This is a genomic window from Kitasatospora sp. NPDC001683, from assembly GCF_053596495.1.
Map to the genome: position 1 here is coordinate 1 of NZ_JBSFGK010000009.1, position 19,382 is coordinate 19,382.

Genomic DNA, 19,382 nt, shown 5'->3' on the forward strand with positions numbered 1-19,382 from the left:
GCGGGGCGGCTTCGGCGCCCGGCGGGCCGTCGGTGGCTGCGGGGGACATCACAGCTGGCCGGTCCGCTCGCGCCAGGCCCGCTCCTTGACGATCCACTCGTTGTCCTGCGGGAACTCCTCGATGCCCGGCACCCGGCGCACCTCGCACTTGGACCCGGGGAACGCCGGCAGGCGCTTGGCCCACTCGACGGCCTCCTCCTTCGAGGCGACGTCGATCAGGTAGAAGCCGCCGAACAGCTCCTTCGTCTCCCCGTACGGGCCGTCCGTGACCACCGGGGCCTCTCCGTCGAAGGACACGACCACGCCCTGCGACGGGTCGTCGAGCCCCTCGGCGGCCACCAGCACGCCGGCCCGGATCAGCTCCTCGTTGAAGCGCCCCACGGTCTCGAGCATCTCCTCGAACGGCGTCTCCATCATCTTCGCCACGGACTCGTCCGTGCCCCGCATGATCAGCATGTACTTCGCCATCTCAGCCTCCTCGAACTCCTCGAACAAGGTCGCCTGCCGACCCTCTCCACCCCAAGGTCGAACGGCGCGGCCGCGGATCGACACGGTGGACGAAGTCGGACGATATTCCTTCCCGCCGCTCCCCGCCCTCCCGGGCCACCCCGCCCTGCCGCCCTGCCCCCGAGCACCACACCGCCCGGGCGGCCCGCCAAGGCGGTTGGTTCGGTGGCCTCGGCACCTCCTGCGCAGGAAGTCGGCCCGGCCGACTTCCTGCGCGAATTCACATGACAGCTGTCGTCGGCTCCGCGATCATCGGCCGATGACCATGGAACCGGACCTTCTCGGCCTGAGCATCACCTGCCCAACGCCCGACGAGGGTGGCGTGGAGGTCCGCCCGATCGTCAATGGCCGGGATCTGCTGGCCGACGTGTTCCCCGGTGGCGTGGGAGGCTCCCGGTATCTGGGAGTAGGCCCCCGGTATCTGTTGGGCCGGGACGGGCCGTTGCATGCCACTGCGACACCCCACGAGACTCGTATCGCTTGGTCCGGGTGTGGCGTGGAGGAGTGCTGTGGCTCCCTGTACCTGACGGTCAGGCGTGCCGGGGAGCACGTTGTCTGGGAGGGCTGGCGTGACCCGGCCAATCAGGACCTCACCCTGCCAAAGCTTCGGTTCACCGCGGGTCAGTACGAGGCCGAGGTCCTGCGAGCGGGGGAGGACCGCGGTTGGGAGTGGCCGGCCGCAACGGTCGCGCGGCTGCTCGAGGCGGGGCTGAGGGGACACGGGCACTGGCTGGTCAGGTGGGACTGCGAGCTGGAAGGCGTCTGGGCCTCCCGCAGGGAACCCGATCGAATCCACGTCGTCCTGATGCATCCCCGTGACGGGGCCGATGAAGACCGGCCCTGGATCCAGTTCGGGATGACCCTCCCGATCTCCGCAGACGATGACCCGTCGGACCAGGCCGAGCACCTTGAAGCGCGGCTGACCGCAGGCGATCCCCGTGCCACCGCCGAGGTCTGGGGAGGTTCGCACGATGCCGAACAACTGGGCTACCCATGGCCACCGGTCGACCCGCTGCTCATGTGAACGGCAGGGAGAGCGAGGTTGGGCCCCTTTCTGCCCATGACCGCCGACAAGGAAGTGCTATGCGTCACCAGTGGGCTGACCTGCCAACTGCGGTCCGTGACCTGATCGCCGAACGATCCGGGACCGTCGCGCAGGCGCACCGGTGGGCGATGACGGCCCCGCACTACGCCGCCGCCGACCCCGCGAAGGTGGCCGCCTTGGCAGCCGTGATCGCGGCCCGGTGGCGGCTGCGCGCGATCCGGGACGGTGGCGCTTGGGGTGCACTGTCGGCGGCTGCCGAGAGGTGGATCGCCGATCCGCTCCCGAGCGCTACCCGGGGAATTCTCCCGCGCGAACAGCGGCGATGAACGCCATCCAGGCGTCGGCGGTGAAGAGGAGGGAAGGCCCGTGCGGGTCCTTGGAGTCGCGGACGGGAAGCAACCCCGGGACTCCGTCCGCGACTTCGACGCATGCCCCGGTCTCCCCACTGAGCGAGCTCTTCCGCCAGTTCGCACCGCTGAGATCGGGAGTGGACACCTTCAGTACCTCCGGTCGATACCGCTACAGCTCTCGTATGACCCGGGTGAGCAGGTCGAGGCTCTCGGAGACACTCAACGCACTCGAACACAACGAGTCGAACGTGAGCGTATAGGCAGACGTCTCCTCAGGCTTCTCCATGTAGAGCATGCCTGCCTGGTGCTCCACGCACGCCACGTCGGACAAGGCCGCCGTGGAGAAGCTGAAAAGCACGAACGAGCCCATGATTCCGGCATGGGCTCCCGCGCTGAAGGGCAGCACCTGCAGGTCGACGTTCGGGCGGTCGCCCAACTCCCGTAGATGGTCCAACTGTTTCCGCAGGACGTCCACGCCGCCGACGTGCCCTCGCAGTGCGGCCTCTCCCAGGATCACGCTGAGCCGGGGCGGCTCAGCGTGATCCAGCACCTTCTGCCGCTGCAGGCGAACTGCCACGAGCTCGTCGATTCGCTCCGCAGGGATGTCGAACGGCGATGCCCGGTAGACGGCTCGCGCGTAGTCCGCCGTCTGCAACAGCCCTGCCACCATCATCGGCTGGAACGAGCGGATGCGGCTGGCACTCTCCTCGTAGTCGATGTAGTCGACGTACGACGGCGGTGTGATGTCGAACCGCTGCGCCCAACCGCGTTCGGAGCCCTGTCGGTTGAGCGCGACCACTTCCTCCACGTAAGTCGGATCGTCCACGCCGTAGAACGTGAGCAGGTCTCGCAACTCGCTGCTGGAGATCGGCAGCCAGGCGTTCTCCATCCGGCTGATCTTGGAGCGGTGGCAGTCGATGCGCGTCGCGGCCTCGTCTGGCGTCCTGCCCGCCGCCTCGCGGTGGCGGGTGAGCAGGCTCGCTACGCGACGCCGGCGGACCGAGGGGCGCGGTTGGCCCATGTGATCAACTCCCGGTGACGGAAACGGAACTGATGCCAGATTACTCGCAAATCGAGATCGGAAAATGTTCCGCAGAGAAATCTTGCGAATGATCTTCCGTCGGGCGCATGCTACTCATGGTCGACGAGGGGACACTCTCTGCAATCGACTGCCGGGTATCCCTTTGCCCGCTCCCAACCCCACCGGAGGTGGCTCCGTCATGCCCGAAACCGACGCGCCCGTCAGCCAGTCCGCCATCCGCGGCTGCTGGTTCCCGCGATCTCGCCGCTCACCGGTGCTCGCGCGGCGGATGCTGCGCGAACTGCTCGCCACCGTGCCGGACGGCGACCGCTACGCCGAGGTCGGCGAGTTGCTCACCTCGGAGCTGGTCGGCAACGCCGTCCTGCACTCGGGCATGCCGGGACGGCTGCTCTGGGTCTCCTTCGACGTGAACGCCACCCGGCTGCGCATCGAGGTGCACGACGCGAGCGACCGTCCGCCCGTGCCCCAGCAGCCCGGCCCCACCGCCGGGTGCGGGCGCGGGCTGCTCATCGTGGAGGCTCTCGCCACGGGATGGGGGCACTTCCCGCGCCCCGGTGGGGCCGGGAAGGTGGTGTGGTGCGAGTGCGCGCCCGCTCCGCACGTCGTGACGGAATGAGTCCGACACACCGGAGGGCGGGGCCGTGGTGGTGTCCACGGCCCCGCCCGATCCAGCGGACGTCCTGCGCAGAACGAAGGGTGACGAAGCGGCGACGTGGTGAAGGCGGGCGGCCGACGCTGTTTGCGGGCGGCCCGCACGGCTCGGGCCGGGCCGCCCGCGTTGTTGCGCTCGCGGAACAGCGGGGCGGGCCGGCGAAGAACTGCCATGAGCCCACAGCCTTCTTGGCGTCCGCACAGGAAGTCGGCCTGGCCGACTTCCTGTGCAGAGGCGACGGTCGGGGCCGCCGTTGCAGGGGTGTGGTGACGGGCTACTCCCGGCCCGCCTGCCGCTCCAGCGCGGCACCGAGGGCGGTGGCGTCGGCGGCGATGCGCTGGAGTTCGGCCAGGTGGGCGGCCAGGGCGCGGCGGCCCTGCGGGCTCAGGCGCAGCCAGGTGCGGGGGCGTTTGCCGATGTAGCCGCGGCGGACCTTGACGTAGGAGGCGGCCTCCAGGGTGCTGACCAGCTTGCTCAGTGCCGACTCCGAGACCCCGCAGCTCTCCCGCACGGCGCGGAACTCCGCCTCGGCGCAGCCGGAGAGGAAGGCCACCACGGTGAGCCGGGTGGGTTGGTGGATCAGCTCGTCGAAGGCCGGGGTGGGCGGCTCGGCGTTCACTCGGCGTCCGCCCGCGCCCGCTTGCGGCGCAGGAGCAGCAGGTGGCCGAAGCCGCCGGTGAGGCCGAGGGTGAGCAGGAATCCGGCCGCGCCGAACGCCAGGGCCAGCGCCCCGGCCGCGACCAGCGGCAGCAGCTGGAGCGCGATCGCGCGCCGGCGGGCGGCCCCGCGCGGCAGGGCCGGGACGATGCCGGGCCGGTGCTCGATGCGGTGGCTGACCACGACGTGGCCGATCAGGGCCGCCGCCGCGATCAGCCGCAGGCCCGCGTCCGCGAGCCACAGCCGCTGCGGCAGCAGGACCAGCACGCCAAGCAGGACGAACCCCAGCGCGAACAGACCCGCTGCCGTGGCCGGGTACCAGCCCGGCAGCGGACGGGGCCGGGCCGCCGCCCGGGCCTCGCGCGCGGTGCGCAGGGAGGCGAGAGCCTCTGCGGGGTCGATGTGATGAACAGCCATCAGATCTCCAATTCCGGAGTGCCTGAGCGTGCCTGAGATCCTGGCATTTACTTTCCCACCGGGCAAGCACTAGCGTGGCGGGCATGCACACGGGGAGGCAAGGGAATGACCGCGCCCGTGGCCGACCGCGGTCGCCCGTGCCGAGGGCGAGGCGATCCAGGCGTCCGGACCGTGGATGCGCTACGGCCGCCGGACATCGGCTCGCCAAGGCGCTCTGCTCGTCCCAGCTGCCCGACGGCGCCAAGGCCCCTGAGACATCCGGCAGTTGGCAGCACCTGGACCGCCTGCTGGCCCTGGACTCCGGAAGAGCGAATCCGACAAGAAGAGGACCATCGATCATGTTCAACCCGCTGTCCAACCGCGCCAAGCCGGCCAACCTCGAAGCCCTCAAGGCAGCCCTGCAGGCCGCACTGGAGAGCGCCGACCAGGAGGAACTCCCGGGCCTGCGCCGCGCGATCCGGATCGTGGAGGACTTCGTGCCGAGCGGCGGTGTGGCCGGGGTGGACTGGGCGCGCAACGTCCTGGCACTGGCCGGCATCGACCCCCGTACGGCCGAGGTCAAGGCCGTCCGCGAGCTGCGCACCGCACGGCCCGACCTCGGCCTCAAGGAGGCGGTCGCGCTGGTCAAGGCGCTGACCGCGCACTGAGGCCGAGGCGCTCGCGCCGAGGAGTCACGACTGGGCGAGGTAGGAGGCCACGAAGGCGTCCAGGTCGGTCAGGGCCGCGGCCAGGTCGGCCCGGGTGAGCTGCTTGGCGGCGGCGCCGGTGGCGAGGAAGTGGCCGAGGGCGCCCTGGCAGGTGGGGACGGGGGAGGCGGACGCGGGGAGGGTGCAGCTGATCGCCTGGGCCGGGCCGCCGGGGGACTGGAAGGTGACCAGGGCGACCGTGCGGTTCGGGCCGCCGGTGGCGGGCAGGTTCGGCTCGCGGGTGTTCGCCGGGACGCCGACGGCGGTCAGCAGCAGGCCCGGGGCGCTGGTGGGCACGGAGTGCACCCGGTCGGCGGGCAGCCGGGCCGGGGCGTTGCAGGTGTTGGGCGCGGCGCCGGCCCGGGGCACGAAGCCGCAGACCAGGTCGATGTTCGTCTGCGCGCCACCGCTGACGAACACGGCCTGCACCACCGCGTCGAAGCGGGCGCCGGTCGGATCGGCGACCGCGGCACCGGGGTGGACGAACGCCTCCTCGCCGCCGTCCGCGGCGAAGAACGCCACGTCGCAGGTCCAGCCGCCGGGCGCCACCAGGAAGTGCACCTCGCCCGGGTAGCGGGCCCCGTACACCGCCGCCGTCGCCGGCACGTCCACCCCGTCCGGCACCGCCGCCGTGGCCGGTACCGCGCCCAGCGCCGGCAGCCCCGGCCCGGTCGTCTCCGCCGGACAGGCCCGCACGGGCGCACTCCCGGCAGCGGACGCCACCCCCGCCCCGGGCGCGAACAGCCCACCCGCGGCGAGCAGAACCGCCGCCGCCAGGACCCCCGGCCGGCGCTGACTCAGCCGGCGCGGACCGAATACGCTGCGCATGCTCCACCTCCAGGCACGTGCAGTGGAGACCCCCGGGACACGGCGGGTCCGCCGCACTCCTTCCCACCAGCCTAGAACCGCCCCCGCGCCCCCCGCGCGCCCACTCCCCGCCGCTCGGACCGGGCCCCGGCGCTGTCGGTGCGTGCCCCTACCGTGGGCGGCATGATCGATTCTCAACTGCTCCGCGGCCTGCGCCGGCGCTTCCCCGACCGCAGCGCCGAGGGCCGCACGGCGCCGCAGCTGGCGGGCCGTCAGGTGGTGTCCGGCCTGTGGGTGAGCGATGCGGCGGCGCCGGAGGGGGCGTGGCAGCGGCTGCACCGGGAGCACGCGCATTCCGGGCTGTGGCCGCTGCTGCTGGATCCGAGGGGCGAGGGGCCGGACCTCGACGGCGCGGACCTGGGTCTGGCACCGGGGCATGCGAGGGAGCCCGCGCCGGACGGGTACGACCCGGAAGCCCTGCTGCGCGGGTGGTGGGAGCGCGCGGTGCTGTGGTGCCCGACGGACGATCCGCAGGAGCGGGCAGAGCTGCTGGAGACGCTGGAACCCTTCGGCGCCGCCTGGCCGGGCCCGGCCCCGGCCGCGTCCCCGCTACGGGATCCGCAGGACTGCGCGGACGCGCTGGCCCGCCAACTGCTGCGTGGCCGACCCGGGTTGCGGATCGGCCTGGTCCGCGCGGACGGCGGAGCCCAGGCGCTGGCCGCCTGCGGCTGGAACGGCACGAACGGCCACGGCGACAGCGGCGCGATCGCCGCCGTGCTGCGCAGCTGGCAGGAGCGCTTCGGCGCCCGGGTCGTCCAGGCGGGCGCCGACGCGCTGTACCTGAGCGTCGCGGCGCCGCCGACCGGCCCGCAGGAGGCGCTGCTGGTGGCGGCCGAGCATGCGGCGTTCTGCCCGGACAACCTCTTCCAGTGCGACGACGGGGGCCTGGCCGGCTACGCCGAGGAACTGGTCGACGAGGGCTGCTGGTCCTTCTGGTGGGACTGACGGGCGGGCCCTGACCTGACGACCGTGGGAACGGACATCTACGGCGGCATCGAGTACCGCCACCCGGGCGTCGGCAGCGACTACTACGAAGGCGAGCCCTGGATCACCGCGCTGGACCTGTGGCCGCTGTACGACCGGGTCGACTACCCGGCCTTCGGCTGCCTCTTCGGGGTGCGCAACGATGCCGGCTTCCGCCCGCTGGCGGCCGGCCGCGGGCTGCCCGCCGACGTGTCGGGCCGGCTGCGCGAACAGCTGGGGCCGTGGGTGACGGGGAGTGAGACGGCCGGTGCGAGCTGGGTGAGCTGGGCGGAACTGGCCGCGCTGGACCCGTCCTCCGGCCCCGAGCACTACAGGGGCCGGCTGACCTGGTGGGTGACGCCCGGCAGCCGGATGCTGCACCAGCGCTTCGTGCCAGCGGACTGGCCCGGGGACGTCCTCACCCGACTCGGCACGCCACCACAGGGGTTGGGCGATGCCGCCGGGCCGGTGGAGTGGACGGCGGGGGAGTACCGCTGCCGGTACGAGCCGCTGACCGCCGGGACCGTCCTGGGGGAGGGGACGGGCTGGCCGCAGGTTTTCGCGGTGATGAAGGCCCTGGCGGACCGTTTCGGCGACGACGCGGTACGGCTCGTCGTCGCCTTCGGCTGATCCCGGGCCCGGCCGGGAGTCCGCCGCCCCGCACGACCGCATCGAGGTGCCGCAGCCCGGGCGGGTCACTCCCAGCGGGAGACGATGCGGCCGGGCACGACCGCGTACAGGTACCACAGTGCGCCCGCGCCGGCGGCTGCCAGCAGGAGGAGGAGCAGCAGGGCCGGCCATGGGCGGCGGCTCACCGCAGTGCCTCCTGCGGGTGCGAGGCGCGGGCCCGTTCGGCGCGCGAGGTGCGGGCGAGGGTGCGGACCTCGGCGACGGCGGGGCAGGTGGCGTAGACGTGGGCCAGGTGGGCGAGGTGTTCGGCCTCGCCGTCCATAGTGTCCATGGTGGTCGTTCCGTGCGCGGCGGGTGCGGCGGTCGTAGTGGCTCCCGTGGCCTGCGGTACGGCGCCGGACGCGGCGAGCTCCAGGGCGGTGGCCAGGGCGGCGGCCTCGGCGGTGGCGGCGGCGTGGGCGGAGGGCGGCGGGAAGCGGCGGGTGGCGCGCTCGAGCCACTGGGCGGTGCGCGGGTCCGAGTGTTGGCGCAGGATCAGCCGGGCGTCGTGGATCTCGATGATCCGCCGGTAGAGCGCGAACCGCGGGTCGCGCGGGGGCAGCGGCAGGCGGCGGGCCGGGTCGAGGGCGATCTCCGGCAGCACGGTGTGCAGGTCGCGCCAGAGCGGGGTGAGCGCCCGGTAGTGGCGGTGGGCGCGCAGCCAGCCGCGTACCGCCCCGGCCGCGACGGGCCACAGCGTGCTGCCCAGGCCCGCCGCGATCAGCGCCGCGCACAGCCCGCCCAGGACCGCGCACAGGGTGTCCTCGGGGCCGTCCTGGCTGCCGGTGACGGCCGCGCGCAGGACGTCGTCCATGCTCCAGGCGTTCCACAGCAGCCCGGCCACCAGCCCGCCGGTCAGCAGCCGCAGCCCGGTGCCCAGGCGCCCGGGGCCGGCCGCGCGGGTGCGCCGCAGCAGTTCGCGCAGCAGCGCGACCAGGCACATCGTGGTGTGCAGCATGCCCACGGCGGTGTACCCGGCCAGCGCCAGGCGCGCGGACAGCTCGGGCCCGACGGTCAGGTCCTGGCCCGCCAGGTCCGGCGCGGCGGCGGTGATCAGCGCCAGCCGCAGCCCCAGCACCGCGCCCAGCAGGGCCAGTCCGCCCCGCACCTCGCGCGGGCGCCCCCCGCGCCGGCGCACGGCCGGGCCGGTATGCCCGGCATCGGCGTGCCCGGCATCGGCCTGCCCGGCGTCGCCGTGCCCGGCGTCGCCGTGCCCGGGGCCGGTATGCCCGGCATCGGCGTGCCCGGGGTCCGCGTTGCGCAGGGCCGGTGCCAGCAGCCGGATCGCCGCGGCCGCGCCGTCGCGCAGCCCGTCACCGAGCACGATCACCAGCACCGCCAGCACCGGAACTCCCGTGCCCTGCACCGCCCGTACGGTCGGCGGGGCGAGCACCAGCAGGGCGGCGCCCAGCAGGGCCGTGCCGTAGCAGGTGTAGCGGGCGGCGGCGCGGGAGTCGATCCGGCTGCGGGCGAAGTGGGCGGCGCTCAGCACGAAGAACAACCCGACGGGGTAGAGGGCCAGTTCGCTCACGCCCGGCCCTCCTCCTTCGGTCCACCGCCCGCGGACCCCGACCCGCTGCCCAGCAGGAAGCCCAGCGCGTCCAGCGAACCGCGCACCGGCGCCGGCCCCGGCCGGCCGGCGGCGTCCGCCCGGTCCGCCCGGCTCAGGATCAGCGAGGCCAGCAGCTCCGCCTCCCGCTCCTGCGGCTCGTCGTAGCGGGTGCGCCCGAGCACCCGCTGCACCAGCGCGGGGGAGAGGTTGGGCAGCAGCGCGGCGGCCGGGGCCAGGGGCGCGGAGCCGGCGTGGTCGAGCAGCAGGTGCGCGATCTCGTGCACCAGGATGTGCCGTTGGTGCAGGGCGCCGGTGTCCGCCGCGTACAGGATGTAGTCCGCCTCCAGGGTGGAGACCAGCAGCCCGCAGGGGGCGTGCGGACGGGCCGGCACCGGAAGCAGCTCGATCGGCCGCCCGCGCCGCACCGCCAGCTGCTCCAGCAGCACCACCGGGTCGAACGGGCGCGGCAGCTCCAGCCGTTCGGCCATCCGGCGACAGCGCCGCAGCGTGGACCGGTAGTCCCGGCCACCGTTCCTACTCACTGTCCAGGAGTGAACTTTGAGTCCATGTCCTGGTAGTGCGCGCATCCCGAACGGTTTTGGGTGCGCTGGTCGCCCGCGTTCTCGTGGTCCCTGCTCGGGCACGTGCATCGTGTGCGCGGTCCGTGACGGGGCGGCGGGTTCCCTCACGCCCCTGGACGCCCGGTCCGGCCTGGGCGGTCCGATGCCCACGACGATCACTCCGGTCGTCGTGGGGCGGTGCCGTCCGTCGCCGGATCGGGTGCCCGAGGGCGCGTCGCCCGATCGCGATGCTCGCGGCATCGTGCCGGGTGGTGGTGCGGGTGGGCGTCGCGAGTGGCTTCTGCCAGTGCTGCGCGCCCCATTGGGAGGTGTAGGCGGGGTCCACGGCGACGATGACCAGGTCCAGCTCGGCGGCCATGGAGATGAGCCGGGCGCGGAGCCGGCCGGTGGGGATGCCGGCCACGAGCTGCCGGAACCTCTTCTTGCGGCCGTGTTTCTCGCGGGTGGTCTCGGCGGTGAAGTCCAGGTTCTCCAGACCGATCGCCGTCACACCGCGCCGCTTCGCCCAGTGCAGGAGCCGGGTGATGGCGTGGCGGATCTGCACGTCGCGGTGGGCGGCAGTGCCGGAAAGGTCGTAGCGGAACCGGCGGGGCTCGCCGACCGGGTTGCCATGGCGGTCGAGGTGCCAGGCGGCGAAGTGGTCGGCGTTGGTGTCCACCCCGACCATCCCGGCCGCGCGGGCCGCCTCCAGCGGCATCGTCCGCACCACGGGTCGGGTCCAGGAGGCGTCCAGATACCAGCGCCCCCACCGCACGTCCAGGTGGATGCGGTACGCGACCGCCCGGTTGCCCTCGATCCGGTCCCGCCATTGCTCGCCCCGGTGTGCGAACGCCACGCGTGCGGCCAGGACGTACCGGCCGCCGGCGGCGTTGGCGCACCCGGCGAGCGGCGAGGGCAGCTTGAGCGACACCTCACCGTGCGGGGTGACCCGGATCGTCTCGTGGCCGAACCGTTTGCCCGACTCGCCGTCAGCGGACAGGAACCAGCGTGCGCTCTCCCACCGTTCCCGCCACTGGGCCTCGGTCAGGTTCGCCGCCGCCAGGTTGTGCCGGGTGTTCAACAGCTTCCGCCCGCCGCGCACCACCCGCACGCGACCGGCCTCACGATCAGCCCGGGCAGCCGCGTACCGGTCCTCCAGCGCCGCGAGCCTGCGGGACTTGACGAACCACTCCTGCCTGGAACGGTAGCCACCGGCCGCCCGCCCGGTGCCCTTCTCCCCGACCGGCAGCGACAGCCGGTGGCGCAGCATCCGGATGCCCGTGTCCAGCGAGTCCAGGTGCGCGGCCTGTCCGCGATGGGCCAGTGCCCACTGGTCGTGGGTGGCCTTGGTGACCGAACCGGCCCAGCGGGACGACGACTCCACGGTCAGGTCACGCTTGCGCGCCGCCCACGTTTCCTTGCCGTGCTCAAGGCCGTCCGCGCAGCGCGTCTTCAGGTCCTTCGACGCCAGAGCCCCCAGGTGCCCGCCGACCAGCCGCAGCACCTCCTCGTCCTCGGGCGTCAGGCCCTTGAGACGGTCGCGGATCGTCACACCCGACGGGCCGAGGGAAACGAACGGCGCGTCGATCCGCCGGAGCGTCTTCTTCGGGCCGGTCACGTCATCCCTCCTCCCAGTCAGTGCCACCCACCCTCACACACAGCACCGACAGTCGTCTCATGGATCCAAGAAGTCGTCACCGAAGACAAACTTATGAACACGTATGTGCACTAAAACGATCTCAACCCTAAGCAGTTCACAACCCCTCGAATCACCCCACAAGCCGGGCTCCCCTCCAGCTCCAGGTCTCGGATCTCAGGACGAGGGGCGTTTGCGCGCCGCGTCCCGGCGGGCGATCACGTCGACCAGCTCGCTGACCGTGTCCAGGCCCTCCGGCGACAGGCCCACCGCCCGCAGCGCCAGGCTGCGCACGCCCGCGTCGCGCAGCGCGCCGAGCAGTGCCAGCTCCTTGGCGATCTCGGCGCCCTGCCGCTCGTCGAAGAAGTACGCGGGCGGGACCTGGAAGAACTGGGCCAGCGCCTCCAGGTGGCGCTTGGTCGGGTTGTCCCGGCGCCCGGTGCGCAGCTGCCACAGGTAGGTGGTGGAGAAGGACTCCCCGGTCGCCTCGCGGCAGGCCCGGGCCACCTCCTCGTTGGTGTACTGCTCGCGGTCGGGGCGGCGGACGGTGTGGAACAGCGCCTCGATCCGGGCCGCCAGCCCGCTCGCCTCCGCGCTCGCCCGACCGTCCCCGGCACCGTCCGACAGCCCGTCCGGGTGCCCGTCCGACAGCCCCTCCGGATGCCCGGTCAGCTCCGGTGGAGTGCCCTGCGGTTCCACCTGAACGCCGTCCCCCGTCGACTCCGTCATCGCCCACCTTCCTCACACCCGGGCCCTCCGCGCCGCGACCTCGACGGACGGGCAGGGCCCGCCAGGTCACGATAGCCGAACGGCATCAGCTGGCATGGATCCGAAGATACCCGCGATCAACTCCAGTTGACCCGCGTGACGGCGGCTGACATGCTGGGCGCGCGAGCCGGCCGTCACCCCGGTTATCTGACGAACCATCACATCAACCCCCGTTCCGACGGGATTTGATGTCCCGCCCGAAGGGCCTGGACGGCTCCGGCGCCCCACTCTCCGCCCGGGCCGCCCGTACGGCCCGGGCGACCGCACCCGCGGCCGGCGCCCACCCACCCACGCCCCGGTCACCGTCCGTCTGATCACCCCTACGCCTGGGCTTGGGCACCGCCGCCGTCGGCCGGGGCCCGGCTACATCACCCTCGGCCGGGCCGACGACCTGCCCGCCGAGCGCACCGTCGAGGCCCTGCGCGAGCGCACCCGCGCCCTGCTCGACGCCGCGTACGCCGCCGGCGTGCGCTACCTCGACACCGCCCGCTCCTACGCCCGCGCCGAGGAGTTCCTCGTCCAGTGGCTCGCCGAACACTCCGAGGCGGCGGCCGAGGTGACGGTCGGCAGCAATTGACACACCCGACTGACAACCCGAGCGGCCAAGGACAAGCGATCCCTCAACTCCGACCTGCCACACCTGCTTGAGATCACTCTCACCACCGTCTGCCCCGAGACGCCGGATCGCCTTGACGGCGACTCGGCCATCCCCGACCCACTGCCGCCCTCGCCATCCGAACCGCCACCACCCCGAGGACCTCGCCCCGCTCGCCGCGATGGCCGAAACCGCCGACGCCTACTGGCGCACCCGCTCGGCCGCCGCCCACCGCGCCTGAACCCGCCCCGGCTCAGCCCGACGCCTCGGCGGTGAGCGCCGTGCCTGTCCGGGTGCGCAGGTGCACCGCCGTACGGCCCGTACGGCAGGTCGTCACCAGCCCCGCGCCGCGCAGGGCACCGAGGTGCTGGGACACGGCGCCGGCGGTGACACCCAGCCGGGCGGCGAGGTCCGGAGTGCTCAACGGCTCCGCGAGCTCGGCGAGCAGCGCGGCACGGGTGCGGCCGAGGACGGCGGCCAGGCCCGCGGACGTCGGCCTCGGCTGCTCCCAGAGCAGCCCGACGCCCGACGCCGGATAGCGGATCGACGCGGCGGCGCGCGGCGCGTAGTCGACGATCACCTCCGGCCAGCCGAACACGGACGGCATCAGCACCAGCCCGTGCCCGCCCGCCTCCACCGTCCACATCGACCCCGAGCGGCGGCGCCCGTGCACCACCAACTCGCCCTCGCGCCAAACCACATCGCCGTGCAACTGCGCGAACAGCCCCTCCACCCCGCCGTCCACCAGCGCCACCGCCCGCCGGCCCAGGTCCGCCTCCAGCACCGCCCGCATCCGCCCCCAGTGCGGGGCCACCAGCCGGCCGTGGCAACGCTCCAGCGCACCACAGACCCGCTCCAACAACACCGCCGGCCCCGGCAGTTCCCCCAGCCGCGGCCCCAGCGCGGCGGCGCACTCCGCCGCCACCCACGCCGGATCCGCCGCCCGCAGACCCGCCAACTCCGCCTCGAACGAGGGCAGCCGCTCCTGCGGCACCGGGAACAGGAACGACGGCAGACAGCCCTCCAGCAGCACCCGCAGCAAAGGCAACTGCGCCTCGCCGGCCAGCACCGCCTGCGTCTCGCGCACCCACGGCCGGTGCACTCCGTGCCCGCCGACCCCCAACGCCGTGCGCACCCCCAGCACCGTCTCGGCCAGCGGCGACACCGCGAACCGCACCCGCGCCACCTCGGCCGCTGAGAGCCGGATCTCCACCGCCACGCCCCGCCCCCCTTCCCTGATCTGAACTCTTGGGCGCAGACCCCCTGCTTTGGCTGGGGGTTGGCCCATCCTTGGCCCGGAGCCGCGAAGCGGCGCAGGTCGCTGCGTGTCAGTGACGTGCACTATGTTGATCACAGTAGTCGAAGGGGGGGTGTTCCCATGCTGTCCGGCCGCAGGTATCGGCTTGAACTCACGTCAGTTCAGGCGGAGTTGTGTGAGATGTTCGGCAATATCTGCCGGTCGGTGTGGAACACTGCCCTGGAGCAGCGCCGGGAGTATCGGCGTCGCGGGACGTGGATGAACTACGTGCCGCAGGCTGCCGAGCTGGCCGAAGCCAAGAAGGAGTTTCCTTGGCTGGCCGATGCGCCGTCGCACGTGTTGCAGCAGACCCTCCGCGACTGGACCGGGCTTGCCGTGAGCACGGGACGTTCAAGGTTCGGTGGCGTTCTGCGCGGCGCTGGTGGCCGTCGTTCCGCTTTCCTGCCGGGAATCTGATCACGGTGGAGCGGATCGGCCGCAAGTGGGGCCGGGCGAAGCTCCCGAAGCTCGGCTGGGTCCGGTTCCGCTGGTCGCGTCCGCTCGGGGGGAGGTCCGGTCGGCGACCGTCACCCGGCAGGGACGGCACTGGTTCGTCTCCTTCCTGGTCGAGGACGGCAAGCAGACACCCGAGCGGCACGCCATGCCGTCCACGGCGGTCGGGATCGACCGAGGCGTGAAGGTCGCCGCGACGACCAGCGATGGCGTATTCCACGATCGGGTGTTCGCCACGCCGGGCGAGACGGCACGGCTACGCCGGTTGCAGCAGAAGCAGGCCCGGCAGAAGAAGGGCAGCAACCGCCGCAAGCAGACCGTGGCGGCGATCAACACGATCACCGGCCGCATCCGCAACCGACGCACGGACTTCTGCGCGTGGACGCGAACCGCATCACCGAGCGGGCCGCGCTGGTCGTGCTGGAAGACCTGCGCACGAAGAACATGACGGCCTCGGCCGCCGGCACGATCGAAGCCCCCGGCCGGAACGTCCGGGCCAAGGCCGGACTCAACCGGGCCATCCTGGACAAGGGATGGCACATGCTCGAACTGGCCCTGCGCAACGCCGCCCGCTACACGGGCAGCAACGTGGTGCTGGTCAACCCCGCGTACACCTCCCAGACGTGCAACGTGTGCAAGCACGTGGACCCGAAGAACCGCGAGAGCCAAGCGATCTTCGAGTGCACCGCTTGCGGACACACCGACCACGCCGACGTGAACGCGGCTAAGAACGAACATCAAGGCCGCCGGGCAGGCGGTCTCAGGGCGTGGAGACCTCGACACCGGCCGGTCTGTGAAGCGCCAACCACCGGCCAGCCGCACCGCACGTGGCGAAGCCCCCGCGCGGCACGCGCGGCCGGGATCTCCGCCCTTCAGGGCGGGGAGGAAGCCAACGTTTAGCCGTGGCTGAACGATAGCCGGGCCCGGCCACCACCCCACAGGCTGTCCGCCATGGACGCCATGGAGCACTTCACCTCGTACGACGCCACCACGCTCGCCTTCCGCACCCTCGGCGACGGCCCGCCCCTGCTGTGCCTGCCCGGCGGCCCCGGCCGCGCCGCCGAATACCTCGGCGACCTCGGCGGCCTGTCCGCCCACCGCACCCTGATCCTGCCCGACACCCGCGGCACCGGAGCCTCCGCGATCCCCGCCGACCCGGCCAGCTACCGCGTCGACCGCCTGGTCACCGACGTCGAGGCGCTGCGCCGCCACCTCGGCCTGGACCGCGTCGACCTGCTCGGCCACTCCGCCGGCGGCAGCCTGGCCATGCTCTACGCCGCCGCCCACCCCGAGCGGCTGCGCAGCCTGATCCTGGTCGACCCGTCGTTCGCCGGCGTCGGACTGCCCTCCGACACCGGGGCGCGGGAGGTGATCGCCGCCCGCGCGGGCGAGCCCTGGTATGCCGAGGCCGTCGCGGCGTACGACCGGATGCAGTCCGCCACGACCTTCGCCGAGGCCGCCCCGCACCGATTCGCCTTCGAACCGCTGATGTACGGCCGCTGGGACGCCGCCGCCCAGGCCCACGCCGCCGCCGACCCCGCCCAGCGCGCCCTGCCCGTCAGCGAGCACTACTACAAGGACTACACGCCCGACACCGCCGAACTCCGCCGCCGCCTGGCCGCCCTGCCCTGCCCGGTCCTGCTCCTCGCGGGCGAGGTGGACCTGTGGCCCACGGCCGAGTCCGCCACCGCCGCCGCGTCACTCTTCTCCGACGTGACCCTCGCCATCCAGCCCGGCGCCGGCCACTACCCGTGGCTGGACGACGCCCAGGCGTTCACGGAGACGGTCAACGGCTTCCTCCCCCCGGCCGGCTGACCCGGGGCCGGTGGGGAAGCCGTCGGCGACCTTACGCGGGGAGCCGAACCCACCGAGACCTACTGGCGCACCCGCTCGACCCTGCCCTGGGCCACAGCTCACAACCTCTTCGGCTTCGGTCTGACGCGCGGAAAGCGCCTGTGGAGTGGGTAGTCGGCGGGTCCGACTTCCTATGCGCGGGAGGGGAGTTGAACTTGCGGGAGGGGTGGAGATGGCCCCGCCGCCCCGGGGTGCGGGGTGGCGGGGCCGGGTGCAGCGGGTCAGCGGGCGTCGAACTCGCCGGTGCGGACGGCGGTGACGAAGGACTGCCACGCGGCGGCGGGAAGGATGAGGGCCGGGCCGTGGGGGTCCTTGGAGTCGCGGACCGGGACGATGCCGGGGAAGCCGTCGGCGACCTCGATGCACTGGCCACCGCTGCCGCTGTACGAACTCTTGCGCCAGGAAGAGTGAGTCAGGTTGACATCCATTCGAGGTCCCTCCGTACCGAGCGGATCATAGCTACTGAGTCGGCCTGATTCATGGCCTCGACCAGCAGCTGATCGTAGTCTCTGGCCAGGGAGGCGATCGACTCGGTATCGCGGTCGAGATAGCCGCGCTGCTCGGTCTCGCAGTAGGCGAGCATCTTGCGCCCTGGCATCTCCAGCATCGTCACCGCGCGCGTGAATGGTCGGCCTGCGCCGAGGGTGTAGGGAGCTACCTGGATGAAGAACCCTGGCCGGCCGGCCAGCTGTTCAAGATGGAGCAGTTGCTCGACCATCACCTCTCGGTCGCCGATGGTCCTTCGGAGGCAGCTCTCATCCAACACCGCGTGCACGATGGGCGGAGGTGTGCGATGGAGGGTCTGCTGTCGCGTGAGGAGATAGCTGATGCGCTCCTCGGCCTGTTCCGGGGTGGCGGTGCCACGCTTGATGTTCCCATGCTCCCAGGCCGTTGCGTACGCCTTGGTTTGCAGAAGGCCGTGAATCACGTTGACTTCGAAGAGTTTGATCTTCTCGGCGCTGTTCTCGTAGTTGGCGTACTCGGGGAACCCCGGCACCAAGGCCGTGTGCTTGTGCTGCCACCACATCAGCATCAAGGTCCCGCCCGTTTCCAGGACTTCATCGGCCTTGGTAGCAAACTTTTCACTCGGCGGACGACGCGCAAGTTCAACGAACGAGACGTACGACGCGCTGACTCCGCACTTGCGGGCGAGCTGGTACTGCTTGAGGCCCTTCGCCCTGCGTGAGTTGCGGAGTTGGACCGCGAAGGGGGCCCAGGGGCCGGACGCCGGGTCGATCTCCTTGATGTTCACCATGGCTGCTCCAAAACAACGGACCCACGAGGTCAAGTCGTTCGCTGCTTCCGATGCTAGACGGAGCCAGGCCACCATGTGCACAGAACGTGAAACCTCGATCGCGGAGGGTAGAGCCCCCATGACCCATGACCAGGTCCCCCGCCTCCATGGCTACGGCGTCCGCTGGGACAGCGAGGCCCGGTGTTACCGGGTGCGCAACGAGATGACCGGGGAGTGGCTGCGCTCCGGTGCCACCGGCGAGTTGGCCTCCTTCACCTTCTTCTCCGACGCCTGGAGCGCCTGGAAGGTCTTCGAGGTCCACAAGCGGCCGGGGGAGTGAGCGTGTCCTCGATCCTTTCCCGCGTGACGGCCGATCAGCGCCGTGACGTCGCCTCCGTCGTGGAGGACCTCATCTCCGTCCTCGCCCTCGGCGGAGTCAAGTTGCCGTCCATCGAAATCGACTGGGAGCACGGGCGCCTGACCGGGTGCTACCTCGTCCAGCTCGGCTCGGCCCGCACCCTCGAACTCCGCCGCGTCGTCGACCTGCTCCGCAAGGGGCTGCGCTACGAGCGCCTCACCTTCGATGACTGAACTCCTCGCCCGCCTCCTCTGGTGGGCCTGCTTCGCCCTGCTCCTCTTTTGCACCCTCAGGAAGTGAACTCCCCATGCACGACCCCCGCCTGCTCGCCAAGCCCCCCGTCTGCCGGCTCGGCTGCCTCGTCCTCGTCCGTAACCAGCGCGGCGACGTCCTGCTCGTCGACCCCGACTACATGGACGGCCTCATCCTGCCCGGCGGCGCGGGCAAGGCCAACGAGCCCCCGCACCGCTCCGCCGCCCGCCACCTGCACGCCCAGACCGGCATCACCCTGCGCCTGAGCCACATCGCCGCCGTCGACTACAACCCCGCCGACCGCTACCTCGAGCGCCTCAGCCTCGTCTACGACGGCGGCACCGTCCGCGACGTCACCCTCAACGTCCCCTCGCAGAAGCGCAGCGGCCTGCTCGGCGCCCGCTTCGTCCCCGTGCGCGAACTGAAGAACCACATGGCCCCCTCCCAGGCCGCCCGCGTCACCGAGGCCCTCGCCGGCCACACCCTGCCCGCCCTCCTCCACGGCCAGCGCCCCGACTGAGCACCACCATCTCTGTTGTCACTGCCCGCTCCTACGGTGAGCGTCGCCGCGCCGCCCACAACCCTCGCCGAGGCCCTGCCGCTGGCCGCCGAGCACACCCCTTGTGCCCCGACCAGGTCCACCAGGGCACCGGCACCTTCACCGCCTACGCCGAGCAGCTCGTCGACTCCCACCACTGGACCTTCTGTTGGGACCGACCACCATCGGCCGACAGCAACACAATTGACGTCCAATCAAAGTCCATCAGCGGGCGCCGTGTTCACTTCCGGCGCCCCTCGACGTCATTCCGGCCGGCCTGCGCCGCCACTCCCGGTGCCCGGTTCCCTGCGACACGTGTTTCCTGCGTGATCTTCGTCACTCACATTAAAAGTCTCTTTATCTGCCTACCGACAGTCAGATATACCTACCGACGTTTCATTGCTTCCCCTTGACTCTCTGGTGGGTTCCG

General features: G+C 72.1%; 27 protein-coding genes and 1 pseudogene. 15 read left to right on the forward strand and 13 right to left on the reverse strand.

All coding sequences use genetic code 11. The annotated features are described in order from the left end of the window. Positions 1–48 precede the first annotated feature (48 nt). Positions 49–468, reverse strand: coding sequence for a YciI family protein (locus ACWCYO_RS07060; RefSeq protein WP_270150178.1), 420 nt, complete (start codon positions 466–468; stop codon positions 49–51). A 298-nt stretch (positions 469–766) separates the two neighbouring features. On the opposite strand from ACWCYO_RS07060, the gene ACWCYO_RS07065 reads away from it, so the two are divergent. Next, positions 767–1,531: a hypothetical protein gene (locus ACWCYO_RS07065; protein ID WP_449783634.1), complete on the forward strand. Its 765-nt coding sequence runs from the start codon at positions 767–769 to the stop codon at positions 1,529–1,531. Between the two features lie 309 nt (positions 1,532–1,840). On the opposite strand, the gene ACWCYO_RS07070 is transcribed toward ACWCYO_RS07065, so the two are convergent. Together ACWCYO_RS07070 and ACWCYO_RS07075 are read right to left on the reverse strand one after the other, a co-directional pair. Next, complete coding sequence (locus tag ACWCYO_RS07070; RefSeq protein ID WP_449783635.1) at positions 1,841–2,047, reverse strand: DUF397 domain-containing protein; 207 nt, start codon at positions 2,045–2,047, stop codon at positions 1,841–1,843. Positions 2,048–2,071: 24 nt separating this feature from the next. After that, the gene (locus ACWCYO_RS07075) at positions 2,072–2,923 is read right to left on the reverse strand and encodes a helix-turn-helix domain-containing protein (protein WP_449783636.1); all 852 of its coding nucleotides are present in this window, start codon (positions 2,921–2,923) and stop codon (positions 2,072–2,074) included. A gap of 199 nt (positions 2,924–3,122) precedes the next feature. On the opposite strand from ACWCYO_RS07075, the gene ACWCYO_RS07080 reads away from it, so the two are divergent. Next, positions 3,123–3,560 carry an ATP-binding protein gene (locus tag ACWCYO_RS07080; RefSeq protein ID WP_449783637.1) on the forward strand — a complete coding sequence of 146 codons (438 nt, stop codon included), beginning with the start codon at positions 3,123–3,125 and terminating at the stop codon, positions 3,558–3,560. Between the two features lie 310 nt (positions 3,561–3,870). On the opposite strand, the gene ACWCYO_RS07085 is transcribed toward ACWCYO_RS07080, so the two are convergent. Both ACWCYO_RS07085 and ACWCYO_RS07090 read right to left on the reverse strand, forming a co-directional pair. Beyond that, positions 3,871–4,215 (reverse strand): transcriptional regulator, encoded by a 345-nt coding sequence (locus ACWCYO_RS07085; RefSeq protein ID WP_449783638.1) that lies wholly within the window; start codon positions 4,213–4,215, stop codon positions 3,871–3,873. Further along, the gene (locus ACWCYO_RS07090; RefSeq protein ID WP_449783639.1) at positions 4,212–4,670 is read right to left on the reverse strand and encodes a hypothetical protein; all 459 of its coding nucleotides are present in this window, start codon (positions 4,668–4,670) and stop codon (positions 4,212–4,214) included. Before ACWCYO_RS07090 ends, ACWCYO_RS07085 begins: the two co-directional genes overlap by 4 nt. 338 nt (positions 4,671–5,008) lie before the next feature. Between ACWCYO_RS07090 and ACWCYO_RS07095 the strand changes: the two genes are divergently transcribed. Further along, the gene (locus ACWCYO_RS07095; protein ID WP_270150192.1) at positions 5,009–5,317 is read left to right on the forward strand and encodes a hypothetical protein; all 309 of its coding nucleotides are present in this window, start codon (positions 5,009–5,011) and stop codon (positions 5,315–5,317) included. Positions 5,318–5,341: 24 nt separating this feature from the next. On the opposite strand, the gene ACWCYO_RS07100 is transcribed toward ACWCYO_RS07095, so the two are convergent. After that, positions 5,342–6,184 carry a hypothetical protein gene (locus ACWCYO_RS07100; RefSeq protein WP_270150194.1) on the reverse strand — a complete coding sequence of 281 codons (843 nt, stop codon included), beginning with the start codon at positions 6,182–6,184 and terminating at the stop codon, positions 5,342–5,344. Between the two features lie 162 nt (positions 6,185–6,346). Between ACWCYO_RS07100 and ACWCYO_RS07105 the strand changes: the two genes are divergently transcribed. Next, positions 6,347–7,168: a DUF4253 domain-containing protein gene (locus ACWCYO_RS07105; protein WP_449783640.1), complete on the forward strand. Its 822-nt coding sequence runs from the start codon at positions 6,347–6,349 to the stop codon at positions 7,166–7,168. A gap of 24 nt (positions 7,169–7,192) precedes the next feature. Then, a complete protein-coding gene (locus tag ACWCYO_RS07110; protein WP_449783641.1) occupies positions 7,193–7,816 on the forward strand; it encodes a hypothetical protein in 624 nt (207 codons plus the stop codon). Positions 7,817–7,997: 181 nt separating this feature from the next. On the opposite strand, the gene ACWCYO_RS07115 is transcribed toward ACWCYO_RS07110, so the two are convergent. The 4 genes from ACWCYO_RS07115 to ACWCYO_RS07130 all read right to left on the reverse strand — a co-directional run bounded on the left by ACWCYO_RS07115 (position 7,998) and on the right by ACWCYO_RS07130 (position 12,332). Next, positions 7,998–9,386 carry an MAB_1171c family putative transporter gene (locus tag ACWCYO_RS07115; protein ID WP_449783642.1) on the reverse strand — a complete coding sequence of 463 codons (1,389 nt, stop codon included), beginning with the start codon at positions 9,384–9,386 and terminating at the stop codon, positions 7,998–8,000. Continuing rightward, positions 9,383–9,949, reverse strand: a complete 567-nt coding sequence (locus ACWCYO_RS07120) for a ParH-like protein (RefSeq protein ID WP_449783643.1) — start codon at positions 9,947–9,949, stop codon at positions 9,383–9,385. Before ACWCYO_RS07120 ends, ACWCYO_RS07115 begins: the two co-directional genes overlap by 4 nt. Beyond that, on the reverse strand, positions 9,942–11,585 hold the full coding sequence (locus ACWCYO_RS07125; protein ID WP_449783644.1) for an IS200/IS605 family accessory protein TnpB-related protein: 1,644 nt from the start codon (positions 11,583–11,585) through the stop codon (positions 9,942–9,944). The genes ACWCYO_RS07120 and ACWCYO_RS07125 overlap by 8 nt, the downstream gene beginning before the upstream one ends. Before the next feature lie 195 nt (positions 11,586–11,780). Beyond that, entirely contained in the window at positions 11,781–12,332 is a 552-nt protein-coding gene (locus tag ACWCYO_RS07130; RefSeq protein ID WP_449783645.1) for an XRE family transcriptional regulator, read from the reverse strand. Positions 12,333–12,697: 365 nt separating this feature from the next. Here ACWCYO_RS07130 and ACWCYO_RS07135 point away from each other — a divergent pair. Together ACWCYO_RS07135 and ACWCYO_RS07140 are read left to right on the forward strand one after the other, a co-directional pair. Next, positions 12,698–12,942 (forward strand): annotated as a pseudogene (locus tag ACWCYO_RS07135) (aldo/keto reductase); the annotation flags it as partial. A 118-nt stretch (positions 12,943–13,060) separates the two neighbouring features. Next, positions 13,061–13,207, forward strand: a complete 147-nt coding sequence (locus tag ACWCYO_RS07140) for a hypothetical protein (RefSeq protein ID WP_449783646.1) — start codon at positions 13,061–13,063, stop codon at positions 13,205–13,207. Positions 13,208–13,219: 12 nt separating this feature from the next. Here ACWCYO_RS07140 and ACWCYO_RS07145 read toward each other — a convergent pair whose 3' ends face one another. Continuing rightward, positions 13,220–14,185, reverse strand: a complete 966-nt coding sequence (locus ACWCYO_RS07145) for a DUF5937 family protein (protein WP_449783647.1) — start codon at positions 14,183–14,185, stop codon at positions 13,220–13,222. Between the two features lie 159 nt (positions 14,186–14,344). Between ACWCYO_RS07145 and ACWCYO_RS07150 the strand changes: the two genes are divergently transcribed. Genes ACWCYO_RS07150 through ACWCYO_RS07165 form a run of 4 tightly spaced genes read left to right on the forward strand, consistent with a single transcriptional unit; the run spans position 14,345 to position 16,531 of the window. Beyond that, entirely contained in the window at positions 14,345–14,680 is a 336-nt protein-coding gene (locus ACWCYO_RS07150) for a helix-turn-helix domain-containing protein (RefSeq protein WP_449783648.1), read from the forward strand. Continuing rightward, on the forward strand, positions 14,625–15,164 hold the full coding sequence (locus ACWCYO_RS07155; RefSeq protein WP_449783649.1) for a transposase: 540 nt from the start codon (positions 14,625–14,627) through the stop codon (positions 15,162–15,164). Before ACWCYO_RS07150 ends, ACWCYO_RS07155 begins: the two co-directional genes overlap by 56 nt. Continuing rightward, positions 15,095–15,616 carry an RNA-guided endonuclease InsQ/TnpB family protein gene (locus tag ACWCYO_RS07160; protein ID WP_449783650.1) on the forward strand — a complete coding sequence of 174 codons (522 nt, stop codon included), beginning with the start codon at positions 15,095–15,097 and terminating at the stop codon, positions 15,614–15,616. The genes ACWCYO_RS07155 and ACWCYO_RS07160 overlap by 70 nt, the downstream gene beginning before the upstream one ends. 51 nt (positions 15,617–15,667) lie before the next feature. Then, positions 15,668–16,531 (forward strand): alpha/beta fold hydrolase, encoded by an 864-nt coding sequence (locus ACWCYO_RS07165; protein WP_449783651.1) that lies wholly within the window; start codon positions 15,668–15,670, stop codon positions 16,529–16,531. 260 nt (positions 16,532–16,791) lie between these two features. Here the strand turns inward: ACWCYO_RS07165 and ACWCYO_RS07170 are convergent, their stop codons facing one another. Both ACWCYO_RS07170 and ACWCYO_RS07175 read right to left on the reverse strand, forming a co-directional pair. Further along, positions 16,792–16,998 (reverse strand): DUF397 domain-containing protein, encoded by a 207-nt coding sequence (locus ACWCYO_RS07170; protein ID WP_270150219.1) that lies wholly within the window; start codon positions 16,996–16,998, stop codon positions 16,792–16,794. Continuing rightward, positions 16,983–17,825, reverse strand: a complete 843-nt coding sequence (locus ACWCYO_RS07175) for a helix-turn-helix domain-containing protein (RefSeq protein WP_270150220.1) — start codon at positions 17,823–17,825, stop codon at positions 16,983–16,985. Before ACWCYO_RS07175 ends, ACWCYO_RS07170 begins: the two co-directional genes overlap by 16 nt. 118 nt (positions 17,826–17,943) lie before the next feature. Between ACWCYO_RS07175 and ACWCYO_RS07180 the strand changes: the two genes are divergently transcribed. The 4 genes from ACWCYO_RS07180 (at position 17,944) to ACWCYO_RS07195 (ending at position 19,365) form a co-directional block, all read left to right on the forward strand. Then, positions 17,944–18,144, forward strand: a complete 201-nt coding sequence (locus tag ACWCYO_RS07180; protein ID WP_270150222.1) for a hypothetical protein — start codon at positions 17,944–17,946, stop codon at positions 18,142–18,144. A 23-nt stretch (positions 18,145–18,167) separates the two neighbouring features. After that, positions 18,168–18,395: a hypothetical protein gene (locus ACWCYO_RS07185; RefSeq protein ID WP_449783652.1), complete on the forward strand. Its 228-nt coding sequence runs from the start codon at positions 18,168–18,170 to the stop codon at positions 18,393–18,395. A gap of 74 nt (positions 18,396–18,469) precedes the next feature. Next, positions 18,470–18,934: an NUDIX domain-containing protein gene (locus ACWCYO_RS07190; RefSeq protein ID WP_449783653.1), complete on the forward strand. Its 465-nt coding sequence runs from the start codon at positions 18,470–18,472 to the stop codon at positions 18,932–18,934. 101 nt (positions 18,935–19,035) lie between these two features. Then, positions 19,036–19,365, forward strand: coding sequence for a DUF4253 domain-containing protein (locus ACWCYO_RS07195; protein ID WP_449783654.1), 330 nt, complete (start codon positions 19,036–19,038; stop codon positions 19,363–19,365). Positions 19,366–19,382: the final 17 nt, after the last annotated feature.

What these genes read in the sequence shown, in the direction of transcription:
- ACWCYO_RS07080 (WP_449783637.1), top strand. Translation starts at nt 3,123, where the DNA reads ATGCCCGAAACCGACGCGCCCGTCAGCCAGTCCGCCATCCGCGGCTGC.
- ACWCYO_RS07105 (WP_449783640.1), top strand. Translation starts at nt 6,347, where the DNA reads ATGATCGATTCTCAACTGCTCCGCGGCCTGCGCCGGCGCTTCCCCGAC.
- ACWCYO_RS07165 (WP_449783651.1), top strand. Translation starts at nt 15,668, where the DNA reads ATGGACGCCATGGAGCACTTCACCTCGTACGACGCCACCACGCTCGCC.
- ACWCYO_RS07075 (WP_449783636.1), bottom strand. Translation starts at nt 2,923, where the DNA reads ATGGGCCAACCGCGCCCCTCGGTCCGCCGGCGTCGCGTAGCGAGCCTG.
- ACWCYO_RS07170 (WP_270150219.1), bottom strand. Translation starts at nt 16,998, where the DNA reads ATGGATGTCAACCTGACTCACTCTTCCTGGCGCAAGAGTTCGTACAGC.
- ACWCYO_RS07150 (WP_449783648.1), top strand. Translation starts at nt 14,345, where the DNA reads ATGCTGTCCGGCCGCAGGTATCGGCTTGAACTCACGTCAGTTCAGGCG.
- ACWCYO_RS07065 (WP_449783634.1), top strand. Translation starts at nt 767, where the DNA reads ATGACCATGGAACCGGACCTTCTCGGCCTGAGCATCACCTGCCCAACG.
- ACWCYO_RS07180 (WP_270150222.1), top strand. Translation starts at nt 17,944, where the DNA reads ATGACCCATGACCAGGTCCCCCGCCTCCATGGCTACGGCGTCCGCTGG.
- ACWCYO_RS07130 (WP_449783645.1), bottom strand. Translation starts at nt 12,332, where the DNA reads ATGACGGAGTCGACGGGGGACGGCGTTCAGGTGGAACCGCAGGGCACT.
- ACWCYO_RS07175 (WP_270150220.1), bottom strand. Translation starts at nt 17,825, where the DNA reads ATGGTGAACATCAAGGAGATCGACCCGGCGTCCGGCCCCTGGGCCCCC.
- ACWCYO_RS07095 (WP_270150192.1), top strand. Translation starts at nt 5,009, where the DNA reads ATGTTCAACCCGCTGTCCAACCGCGCCAAGCCGGCCAACCTCGAAGCC.
- ACWCYO_RS07190 (WP_449783653.1), top strand. Translation starts at nt 18,470, where the DNA reads ATGCACGACCCCCGCCTGCTCGCCAAGCCCCCCGTCTGCCGGCTCGGC.
- ACWCYO_RS07100 (WP_270150194.1), bottom strand. Translation starts at nt 6,184, where the DNA reads ATGCGCAGCGTATTCGGTCCGCGCCGGCTGAGTCAGCGCCGGCCGGGG.
- ACWCYO_RS07090 (WP_449783639.1), bottom strand. Translation starts at nt 4,670, where the DNA reads ATGGCTGTTCATCACATCGACCCCGCAGAGGCTCTCGCCTCCCTGCGC.
- ACWCYO_RS07060 (WP_270150178.1), bottom strand. Translation starts at nt 468, where the DNA reads ATGGCGAAGTACATGCTGATCATGCGGGGCACGGACGAGTCCGTGGCG.